8 protein-coding genes are annotated in these 11,906 nt (G+C 46.7%); all 8 read left to right on the forward strand.

Annotated elements, in window-relative coordinates:
* Positions 1 to 307 precede the first annotated feature (307 nt).
* The 8 genes from OXH00_00300 (at position 308) to OXH00_00335 (ending at position 11,581) form a co-directional block, all read left to right on the forward strand.
* Entirely contained in the window at positions 308 to 709 is a 402-nt protein-coding gene (locus tag OXH00_00300) for a tetratricopeptide repeat protein (GenBank protein MCY3739437.1), read from the forward strand.
* Between the two features lie 10 nt (positions 710 to 719).
* Positions 720 to 1,475: a hypothetical protein gene (locus OXH00_00305; GenBank protein MCY3739438.1), complete on the forward strand. Its 756-nt coding sequence runs from the start codon at positions 720 to 722 to the stop codon at positions 1,473 to 1,475.
* A gap of 102 nt (positions 1,476 to 1,577) precedes the next feature.
* On the forward strand, positions 1,578 to 4,643 hold the full coding sequence (locus OXH00_00310; GenBank protein MCY3739439.1) for a BamA/TamA family outer membrane protein: 3,066 nt from the start codon (positions 1,578 to 1,580) through the stop codon (positions 4,641 to 4,643).
* Between the two features lie 180 nt (positions 4,644 to 4,823).
* Positions 4,824 to 8,006 (forward strand): UPF0182 family protein, encoded by a 3,183-nt coding sequence (locus tag OXH00_00315; GenBank protein MCY3739440.1) that lies wholly within the window; start codon positions 4,824 to 4,826, stop codon positions 8,004 to 8,006.
* 199 nt (positions 8,007 to 8,205) lie between these two features.
* Complete coding sequence (locus OXH00_00320) at positions 8,206 to 8,331, forward strand: hypothetical protein (GenBank protein ID MCY3739441.1); 126 nt, start codon at positions 8,206 to 8,208, stop codon at positions 8,329 to 8,331.
* A 409-nt stretch (positions 8,332 to 8,740) separates the two neighbouring features.
* Positions 8,741 to 9,808, forward strand: a complete 1,068-nt coding sequence (gene pheA, locus OXH00_00325) for a prephenate dehydratase (GenBank protein ID MCY3739442.1) — start codon at positions 8,741 to 8,743, stop codon at positions 9,806 to 9,808.
* Positions 9,805 to 10,938 carry a tRNA epoxyqueuosine(34) reductase QueG gene (gene queG, locus OXH00_00330; protein ID MCY3739443.1) on the forward strand — a complete coding sequence of 378 codons (1,134 nt, stop codon included), beginning with the start codon at positions 9,805 to 9,807 and terminating at the stop codon, positions 10,936 to 10,938. The genes pheA and queG overlap by 4 nt, the downstream gene beginning before the upstream one ends.
* Positions 10,939 to 10,960: 22 nt before the next feature.
* Positions 10,961 to 11,581, forward strand: a complete 621-nt coding sequence (locus OXH00_00335) for a hypothetical protein (protein ID MCY3739444.1) — start codon at positions 10,961 to 10,963, stop codon at positions 11,579 to 11,581.
* The last annotated feature ends 325 nt before the right edge of the window (positions 11,582 to 11,906 follow it).

Genomic DNA, 11,906 nt, shown 5'->3' on the forward strand with positions numbered 1-11,906 from the left:
CATCCGAAAAATTGACAATATTTTATGTTCTGGGTTCAGGGTCATTCAATTGTCCGTTTTGGGTGTTGTCCTTTTCGTAGGTGTTTATACTTAACATGTGTTATGTTTTTTAAAATTCGCAGAAATTTTCGCTGGATTTCGCTAGATTTCGCACCGGATTCTGGAAAAGGACATCCAATCCAATAATTTCTTAAAATTGAATGGCTCTGCTGCAACCCCAATTTTCTCTTGACGCAAAAGGTTGATGCAATGTAAAATATATGATGCAATAGGCGAAACAAGTTCACTAAATATTAAGGTGATAAATGTGTTAAAATATAATCGGCTTGCATTCACTGCTATTTTAGTCTGCGTAATTCTACCCGGATGTGCAGCGTTCCGTGACACATCGCAAACCGAAGCTTACAATCGGTTCGCGATACGTGCCGCGCAAGCGCAGCTCTGGAATGAAGCCATCTTCCGATGGAAGCAGGTCATCAATGTCGATCCAGATGATGCCAAAGCACATAACAACCTTGGTGTCGCATACGAGGCGGTCGGAAACATAGACGAGGCTATTGCCGCTTACCAGCGCGCGGCGGAGTTAGACCCCGGCAACAAATACTATCGACTCAACTATCGACGGTGCCGTATACACCTCCGACGCAGCGGACTTGACGACGAAGACGCACCGCAACCAGATGAGGGACGCCCAACCACGGAACAGTGAGGATGCCAATATGCAAATGACGAAACTTCTAACAGCAATTTTCCGGTTTACAAGCGGTGCCGGGAAACTTGGAATCCTACTGGCTGGCCTAATGCTTTGTGGATGTGGCAGTGCCGTGACGCGCGTCTCTATTCCGGTGAAAGTCCAATCTGAAATTGACATCAACCGGTATTCCAACTTCGCCGTTTTGCCGTTTGTGGCTGAAAAACAGACAGAACGTAACGAAAAACTGCCCGAAGAAATCGGGGCGGAAATTGCCGCAATACTCCGTAGAGGTTTAGCACGCCAAAAACACTTTGAAGTCGTCAGCACACAGGAGACAGCGAGACTGCTTACAGGTGAAACCGTCGGAGAGGATTGGCTCTCTGATACGAAACACTTGAGTCAACTCGGAGAGTATTTTGAGGTGAAAGGGATTATCATCGGCAGCTTTCGTTTCTATTCAGATAGCCGACCGAGACGATATTATGGCGAACGCTATTCCGTACAAAGGCAACGCTACGTAATGGATTATCAGGACTACATGCAGAAAACCTATCTCCTTTCATTGAGAGTGATGATTATTGATATCGAGACCGAACAGATTATCTGGGATGAAACTTACCGACGGAGCACCGCAGAAGCACATACAATTGGCTCTTTCATTTTCTCTCAGGCGGGTCCACAGGCAAATACTATCAGGGAACTCGGCAAGCGTGCTGTATCAGAATTTACGCGTCAAATCTCTCCACACTATGAGCGTGAAGATAGATATTTAGTCAATTGAGAGGAATTGATACAAATTGTGAAATATTCGCCACAGAAGTTGCCAGTCGCCAGTTAAAGACTGGAAAACTAAAAACTGGAAACTAAGAATGAGGTTAAAGGTGTGAAAAAAAATAAATACGGAATCCTAATAGCAAGACAAATATCTGAGAAGCACACCAGTGATACACAGCAATTATTGGTTAAATACGTCCTCCATAGCCTCTTACTCCTGAGTTTACTGGCACCTTGTGTTGGATGGGCGCAGGCTTTTGGGAAAAATAAAATTACTGCACAACGCTTCGATTGGCACATCCATCGGACAGAGCATTTCGATATACATTACTATCCGAGTGAAGCGAAACTGGTGCCTATCATGGCCGCTATTGCTGAAGAGGCTTACGAACAGCACAGCGAGGATTTTGAGCATGAACTGCGGGATAGAACACCGCTTATCCTTTACAAATCCCATAAAGATTTTCAGGAGACCAACATAATCCTCCAAGAACTCCATGAGGGTATCGGAGGCTTCGCAGAACTCTTTAAGCATCGTATTGTTATTCCGTTCACCGGTTCCCTTGAAGCGTTTCGAGAGGTGATCTTTCATGAACTCATTCATATTTTTCAGTACGATATTATCTATCAGAAGCCGCATGCGCGTATCTACAGCGGTGAGTTTCTCTACTCACCCCCTATCTGGTTTATAGAGGGCATGGCAGATTATTTCGCTGAAGATAATGATGCAATCGGCGAGATGGTCGTCCGAGATGCCAGCATGAACAACAACATCGTTCCCTTACCGCAACTCCAAAATTTTAACCGGCTCAGTTCACCTTTCGTCGGATATAAGTTGGGGCAATTGGCGGTGGCATATCTCACAGAAACCTATGGGCGTGAAAAAGTCGCCGAGATTTTACAGGGGTTACGACAGAGCCGAACGAAAGACATTGATCGGGTTTTCAGAGAGGTACTCGGTGTAGAACTCGAAGAATTTGATAAGGCGTGGCGGCAGACAATGCGGAAGCGTTACTGGCCCCTCGTTGAAGACCGAGAATTGCCCGACCTCGTCGCAAAGAATCTTACCGAAGAATCAAAATACTCTCATAATATTAAACCCGCCTGGTCGCCGAGTGGTGATATTATCGCTTACGTTACTGGAAACGATGGATTTCTTGAGATTGTCCTTATGTCCGCAAAAACCGGTGAACGCATTGAGCGAGTTACCAAGCGATTTTTCCGAGAGAAATATGAGGAAATCCGAACCGATTTCGGTGGATTTGGTAGAAGTCTCGCATGGGCACCCGATGGTGATAAGATTGCATTCGTCGCCAAGCATCATGACGCTAACTACCTCCTTGAAGTCAATATTCTGACGGAGGAACTCACGCAGTACTTTGAACTCGATTTTGATAGCGTTACTTCCCCGGATTACGATGGCAGCGGTGAGCGGATCATTTTTTCCGCACTCAAAGAGGGGCAGACAGATCTCTATATTATCGAGCTCCTGACAGGTGACATTGATAGACTAACTTTCGATCCATTTAACGATACGCACCCCTCATGGCACCCAACAACCGGCAAAATTGTCTATACCTCTGAACGAGGCGGTAAAAATAGGCTTGTACTGATAGATCTCGACCGTGGAACGGAACGTCTGTTAACCGACGGAATCCATAATTCTATCAGTCCAGTGTGGACACCAGACGGGAAATCAATTCTCTTCTGCTCGGATGGACAAAGCATTTACGATATCTACAAACTAAAAATTATAGAAAAAGCACGCGCCCAAACGCACGCGGTTACGGAAGAAGAAACAGAACCTGAACAGCAAACCGACGACATAACCAAGGAAGGCTTGTTGTTCACTGAGGATGATGGAACAGAATTTGCAAACCAAACGCTAAAGGTTGAGTTGACACGTCTGACCAACATGATGACGGGTTGCTTCAATCCGAGTTTATCCCCGAACGGGAAGCATCTGTTATTTAGTGCCTATCAGAACGGAAAATACGATGTCTGTGTTATGGACGTTTCCAAAACTATTGAAGAAAAATCTGAGGCTACCGACTTAGCAGAACCTTCCGTTATTCTAACCGCAGAAGAACCACAGAATTATAGGATAGCCAAACGGAAGTATAGTACAAAATCCTCTTTCGCTTTAGATGCGATCTTCCCAGATTTCAGCCTCGGTGCTGATGGTATCTTGAGAAGCACGGTCCAGATCGTCGGCAGTGATATGTTGGGCAACCATCGTATCGGGGTCAGTGTGATGAACCAATCCAGCTACCTCGCACCCGATTTTATCGCACAATACGGGTTTTTAACCCACCGGACAGATATGGGCGCGGTGATTTACAATTATCACGAATACCATATTTTGGGCGGCATCCAGCAAAGACGGGGTATCCTACAACGGATTACTGGACTCGGTTTGTATCTCAATTATCCGTTTGATAGATACCATCGACTTGATCTTGACTTCTCAATGTACTCACAACCGTTTTCCTACAACTTCCAGACCAACCGAACATTTGATCCGTATGACGATAGAGGCTTACTCACAATGGGGTCCATCGCTTTCGTCGGTGATACAACGATGTGGCGGGAGTGGGCACCCTATACAGGTTCACGCTATCGCATTGAACTTGAACAATCTTTCCCGACACTCGGCAGTGAGCTTGCACTCACAAACGCTATTTTTGACGCACGACGCTATTTTGGTCTCGGTAGACGTTCAACCCTCGCGGTCCGCTTGCTACTCGGCGGCAGTTTTGGTGCCGACAAATCCTACTTCTACCTCGGCGGGATTGATACCTTACGCGGCTACAATTATGAAGATTTAGTCGGCACCCGCATTGGACTCCTCAACTTGGAAGTTCGTATCCCTTTGATAGATGTGCTTCATTTTGGATGGCCCGTCAGGTGGTCACTCGGTGGTATCCGCGGTATTGTTTTTGCTGATTTCGGAGGCACGTGGTCAGATTGGCAGTACGGATCAGAGAACCCATTTAATATCATCGTCCGAGAAGAAAATCGCATTCGACTTGACGATGTTAAAGCCGCTATTGGAATCGGGATGCGGCTAAGACTTGGACTGTTTTCAGTAGACTTCGCCGCAGCACGAAATACAGACCTTACCCGATTGGAACCCGGTTTCAAATATCACTTCGGGCTTGGGCAAGCTTTTTAAATTAGTTATCAGTTCGGTTTTTCTGAGAAAAACCTTTCAGTTGTCAGAGGAGGTAGTTATCCGTTATCGGTTATCAGTTATAAGTTAAGAAACCTTTTGTAGTAAACTCAGTTCATTGTGGCTGTCATAGAAACCTTCTTAACTGACGACTGACGACTGATAACTGAAGGCTTTAAAAATATGGATTCACGAACCAAACGTTTTGTTATCACTATCGTCATTCTTGCTGTTGTGGGTGGGCTCGGCGCGCTCTGGGTGAACCTTTACCCTGATTTCCTATGGTTTAAGATGGTGAACTATTTCGGAGTTTTCTATAAAATCCTTGAAACGAAAATCTTCGTCGGTGTAATTGTTGGGGTCTGTTACTTAGTTATTCTTTTAGCAAACCTTGCCTTGATCTATCGATTTACGCCAGCACACCTGAGTCCCGCTTTTATGGGCGGTGCTGAATTCGCAGGCGAATCCACAAGCGATCCCGGTGCCACGCGAAGAATGATTTACGGTGGACTTACACTCCTCGCTATACTTTTCAGTATCTTGATGGGCTATACTGCAAGCGATCGATGGGAAATTTATCTACGTTTCTTCAACTCTGACGAACTCGTTTTCCCGGCTGCCACCCCTATTAGCGTGGAAGGAACTATTGACACAAACGAAATACCTGTCTCGCAATTGGAACTCCAAGCAAAACATATAAAAGTTGGAGACCCAGTCAACGTTCAGATAGACGGCATAAATCAGGAGGCACGCGTTGAAGCCGTACTGGAAAACGCGATCCGATTGAACACCAGTGTCCAAATAGAACCCGGACAAAAAGCGTTTTTTATCTCCCCCGCACGCGATCCAATTTTCAAAAAGGATGTCGCCTTCTACGTTTTCAAAATGCCGTTAGAACGCTACATCTGTGGGACGCTTTTCGGTATCTTTATGCTGGTGACAATATTTGCGACCGTCATCTATTTCTTCCACGGGCTTATCACAGGCGATACCAGTCAGTTCCGGTTCCGTCCACCTTTCAGCGTTAAAGCCCATCTGTTTACGCTTGTCGGTGTGACACTGCTTTGCAGAGCATGGAACTACCAATTCGCTATGTACGACCTACTGTATGCTTCAAACGAGGTTGTCCGCGGCGGTGGCGGATACGCCGCCATACAAGCACGCCTTCCTATATTGAATATTATGCTCTGGCTTACTGTCCTCTGCGCCTTGGTCTTCATCGTTAGCATCTTCTTGAAACGCAATTCCTTCGCTTTTGGTGGATTTGTTGTATTTCTAATCGCTGGCTTCCTCGGACAAGTCTACCCGGCTGCTATACAAAGTTGGCGGGTTGAACCCAATAAACAGGTTTTAGAAGCAGACTACATCAACTATAACATCAAAGCGACACTCGAAGCTTACGGTTTAGCCGAGAACACGGTAACCGAAGAAGAGTATCCACTGACCGAGCAGCTCAGTTACGAGGACATAACCAGCCAGGAAAACAAACCTGTTTTCAACAGTATCCGCCTCTGGGACTGGAGGCCTTTGCGTAGGACCTTTCGACAACTCCAAGAATTGCGCTCGCAGTACGATTTCAACGATGTCGATATTGATCGCTATGTGGTTGATGGTGAAATTCGACAAGTGATGCTCTCAGGACGCGAACTCAATATTAACGAACTGCCCGTAGAAATCAGAAACGATTGGTATAAGCAGACCTATACCTACACTCACGGATACGGGGCTGTCGTTAGTCCTGTTAACGAAATTGATAACGGCAAACCCAATATGTATATCCAAGGGTTGCCACCCATTGACTATAAGGAGCAGTGGCAACACCGGTTTAGCGAAACGCCAGGACCCCGTATCTATTATGGTGAACGCACAAATCGCTATGTCATCGTGCACCCGGACCGGACCCAAGGACTTGAGTTTGACTATCCACAAGAAGGACAACAATACGCCGAATACGCATATCAGGGAGAAGGCGGTGTCCGCCTGAACTCTTTCTGGCGGAAAATGGTGTACATGCTCAAGTTTGATAACGAAATTAACTTCGTTCTACCCGGTGAAATTTCATCAACGAGCCGAATCCTTTACAATCGGAATATCAAAGAACGCATTCAGAAAATCGCACCTTTTTTGCGATACGATGGAGATCCCTACATCGTTATCCATAACAGTAGACTCGTCTGGATGATTGATGCTTATACGATCACACATCGCTACCCTTACTCTGTCTCTATGAGAGAATTCGACGACGAGAGAAGAAGGCGACTCCCAAATGCACAACGGGACGATGAGTCGTGGGGCAACTACATCCGAAACTCTGTTAAAGTCGTTGTTGATGCTTACGATGGCACCGCCGACTTTTACATTATGGACCGGGAACGGGATCCAATTGTGGAATGTTATCGAAGAATCTTTCCAGCCCTTTTTAAGCCCTTTGAAGAGATGCCCGATGAACTCAAAGCACATATTCGGTACCCCATGGCTATGTTCCTCATCCAAGCCCGGGTCTATCAGGATTACCACATGAAGGATCCAGTAACCTTCTATGCCGGTGAAGATAAATGGGAAATCGGAAGAGAACTCTACGACAATACAGATGCACAAACACAGCAAGTACCACAACAGCCGAGGAGTCCATTCGTTCCACAACAGCAGACCGTTCAACGTTCAGCCGCCGAAGGGCAACCCGTTGAACCTTACTACGTCGTTCTCAGGCTACCCGGGCAAGAGAAAGCCGAATTTATGTTGATGCTGCCTTTCACACCGCTCAACAAACCGAACCTTACCGCATGGCTGTCCGCGCGATGTGATCTGCCTCAATATGGGCAGCTCCTCGTCTATCGCTTCCCCAAAGGGCGGCAAATAGCAGGACCGATGCAGGTAGAAAACTTCATTAGCCAAGAGCCTGAAATTTCTCAGCAGATTAGCCTCTGGAATACGCAAGGTTCTCGTGTTCTACGTGGAAATTTACTGATTCTCCCGATGAATAACTCGCTGCTCTATGTTGAACCTATCTACATTCAATCTGAAGATGAAAAAACCGCTATTCCCGAATTAAGACGGGTCGTCATCGGATATGAAAACGAGGTCGTCTGGGGGGCAAGCCTTGAGGAGGCACTCCTCAAAATGTTCGGACAGGGAACACGATTTGAAACCACAGAGACGGACACTCTCACTGCGAGGCAAACTGAAACGCCTGAAACCGCAACTGATCCGAGCGCAGATCAGACCTCATTAGGACTCGCTAAGCAAGCGAACCTCTATTTCAATCAGTCACAAACAGCGCAGCGCACTGGCGATTGGGCAGAATACGGACGGTTGCAGCAACTTTTAGGGGAGACCTTGCAGCAACTCGAAGAAAATACACAGTAAAACCAGTTGTCGGTTATCGGTTGTCAGTTTGCCTCGCAGTGAGAGTTAAAGAAGTATTTAGATTCACTACAGCCGTTCTTTTAAAAACTGGTGATTAAAAAGAGAGTTTAGACGATATACAACCCGCTTAACCGACAACTGATAACCGAAAGGTTTGCGTAGCAAACCGTACTGATAACTATTAAAGGAGGTGAAACAGATGGCTCTCGATTGGAAACCACGCCATAGGGATATGATTATCGGCGGTATCCCATGGTTAGCCAGAATCAGCGATAAAGCCAACGCACAATTGCAAGGCATCATCGGTGAGTATATCTATCCGTGACCGCAGGATAAAATGTTCCTGGAGGAACATAAGCTCAGTGCTGAGGCGTTTGTTGAAATGGTGAAAGATAATCCCTCAGACGATGAAATGATTGCCGCTATGAAGAAATTGAATGGATAGTTAACAGTAACCAATAACCGTAGGGGCGAGGGGATTTGGTCTTTAAATAGACCAAATCCGTTCCTTGTATTACATTCCTCGCCCTTACGAGATGTTAGATTCACTCAAACTCTCTTTTCTGTAGGACTTACGCATGCTGCTCTTTTGTAGCATAGGCTGTTAGCCTGTGCCAAGAGACCGTCTGCGTTTTTTCCAAGCACCCTACTTAACAGTGTGTGCTAAAGTCAAAATTGCGTAAGTCCTATTTTGGAAACTGGAAACTGGAAACTGGAAAACGGAGATCTATTCTTTGGAATTAACTGAGTACCGCGACCAGATCAACGAAATTGACGACCAGATTTTAGCACTGCTGCAGGAGCGAGCAGAGGTTTCCAAGAAGGTCGGTGCGGTGAAAGCAGAAACAGGCGTTGCGCAGGTTTATGTTCCGCATCGGCAGAAGCAAGTTATTGCACGCTTGATGGCACAGAATGATGGGAAGTTCCCCGAAGAGGCGCTGGAAGCAATCTGGACCGAAATATTATCTGCCTCCCGTTCTTTGCAGGAACCGGAGCGGGTCGCCTTTCTCGGCCCAGTTGGTAGTTTCGGACACTTGGCGGCTCGATATCATTTCGGCGCGTTAACTGAATTTATCCCTATCCATCCGCAGGTTGACATCTTTACTGAGGTTGAATCTGGTAGAGCAGATTACGGGGTGGTCGCTATCGAAAATTCGCTACAGGGCACTGTGCGGGATGTTTTAGAACGCTTCCAACACACACACTTGTGGATCTGTGCAGAGACATTTCAGCCGATAAAGCAGCACTTGTTGTCAAAGGCACCCCTCACAGAAATTCGGTGTATTTACTCGCATCCACAACCTTTCGCGCAATGTAGGGCGTGGCTAAGCAGGCATCTCGGTAATGTTGAACAGATTGAAGTTGTCAGTACATCTGAAGCCGCACAACGTGCTTCACAAGAACCATCAGCAGCTGCTATTGCAAGTGAACTCGCAAGCGAGATTTATCAGATTCCAATTGTTGCAAACGCCATTATGGATGAACCGAATAACACAACCCGCTTCTTTATCATCGGGAGTCAGATGTCGGACCCAAGCGGACATGATCGGACCTCGCTCTTTTTTGCAGTTCGAGACAAAATTGGAGCACTCCACCAAGCCCTCGGTGTTTTAGAGAAAGCCCAGTTGAGTTTAACTTATCTTGAATCTCTCCCATCACGAGTCAAACCCTGGGAGTATGTCTTCTTTGCTGAGATGAAGGGCCATATCGCTGACGAACGGGTCCTTGTGGCACTTGGGCAGCTTGAAAAAGTGTGTCAGAATGTCAATGTTATCGGATCCTATCCGCGTGGGACGCCATGATGTTAGCACTAACGCAACAAATTCATACGCACGCAAAAGAACTCGGATTTGAACTCGTCGGGATTACACCTGCGGCACAGAGTGAAACAATTGCGCGTTATCGGCAATGGGTAGAAAGCGGTTATGCCGGGAAAATGAACTATCTCAAAAAGCATCTCCCGCTGAAGGTTGATGTCCGTCAACTTATGGCAGAAGCGAAATCTGTTATCAGCCTCGCAATGAACTATTACACGCTTGATCCGCCGAAAGTATTCGCAGATGACCCCGCACGTGGACAGATTTCCCGTTACGCTTGGGGCGACGACTATCACGATGTCATCCGTCAACGTCTTTCTGAACTTATTGATTTTATTCGGCAGACAGCTGAAACCGAACTGAAAACTCGCATTTGTGTTGATACCGCGCCCATCATCGAAAGGGAATATGCCCAAAAGGCTGGTATCGGCTGGATCGGCAAGAATACCAATCTAATCCATTGGCGTTCCGGGTCTTGGTATTTCCTCGCGGAGGTACTCATCAATGTCGACTTGGAGTCAGATACTCCTTCCCTCCGCGGGAGCTGTGGGACTTGTACACGCTGCATTGAAGCATGTCCGACGGATGCAATTATTGAGCCGAATCTCCTTGATTCTCGACTTTGCATCTCTTATCTGACAATCGAACTGAAGGAAAGTATTCCGAAAGCATTACGCCCAAAAATCGGAAACTTAATCTTTGGGTGTGATATCTGCCAAGAGGTCTGTCCATGGAATAGTAAAGCCGTGCCGACGGACGAGCCTGCGTTCCAACCGCGCGACGGAAACCTTACGCCTAAATTGCTATCGCTTATCGGTATGACACAACACGAGTTTAGTCGAAGGTTCAAGGGAAGCCCGATCAAACGTACCAAACGCCGTGGGTTCTTGCGGAATGTCCTCGTCGCTATCGGTAATTGGGGCGAACCGCGCGCCGTTCCTGCACTCAAAGATGCGTTAGCTGATAACGAGCCTTTGGTTCGGAGCCATGCCGCTTGGGCATTGGGAAAAATCGGAGGCGATACCGCCAAGCAGATACTACAGACGCGATTAACTATTGAAACCGAACAAGAAGTCATCACTGAAATTCAGAACGCGCTCTTAGAGACAGATTAAGCGTCACGGAGGTATAAAAGCAATGCGTGAAACAACAAATGGGCATCAAATTCCATCTCCCGGTGCTGGCACCAATGGACTCGCATGGCGAGGAACATCACTCTGGAGTGTTGAAGGTGTCGGTCCCATCCATGAGATTGATCCTGAGACCGGTGAGGTTTTGCTAACACTTACGCCGCCTTACCCGGGTAGTGCCGGTTTGGAGTGGGCAGGTGCGCATCTTTGGTACAATAGTATATGGCAGCAAACATTTTACAAACTCACAGTACCGGATTTAGAGGTCGTCACAACCTTTTCATCGCCAGCAGAAGGACCCCACGGGTTAGCATGGGATGGTGAGCATCTCTGGAGCGTTGACATGAACACGGGGCGGTTCATCAAACAGTGTCCTGAAACTGGGGAAATCCTTGCCGAATTGTCAACACCGGGCGGTCGCGCACACGGGCTCGCATGGGATGGCGAAGCACTTTGGAACGCCGATACAAATGACCATGTCGTTTACCGAATCCACCCCGAATCTGGTGAGGTACTTGATTCCGTTTCATGTCCAAGCGAACCGCACGGGTTAACTTGGGATGGCACGGCGTTATGGTATGGCGAAGATAAAGCACAGAAAATCCATAGACTCAGCGTATCGGAGTAACACTAAGTCCAAAGCCAGGAAAATGGCGTAATTACCGTAGGAGTGTTCAATAGGTGAACAGCGAATTGCAGATTCTGTTGAAAGAGGTCGAAATTCGACGATTTTATCTGAATTTTCGAGTGGCATGTAATTTGCTACGCTCTATACAACATACAGCCCAAATGGGGAAGCGTCCCTCGCATGGTCCCTAATTTTTGCGGTTTTTTCAAAATATGCCCCTTTTGGCTTGCAAATTGTGTCATTAACAATTGGAATTTTCACTGATAACAATGGAGAAAGAATAAATTTCAATTATTCCTATAGATTTAACGGATAGGGATAACGT

The organism is Candidatus Poribacteria bacterium, from assembly GCA_026706025.1.
Taxonomy (GTDB): domain Bacteria; phylum Poribacteria; class WGA-4E; order WGA-4E; family WGA-3G; genus WGA-3G.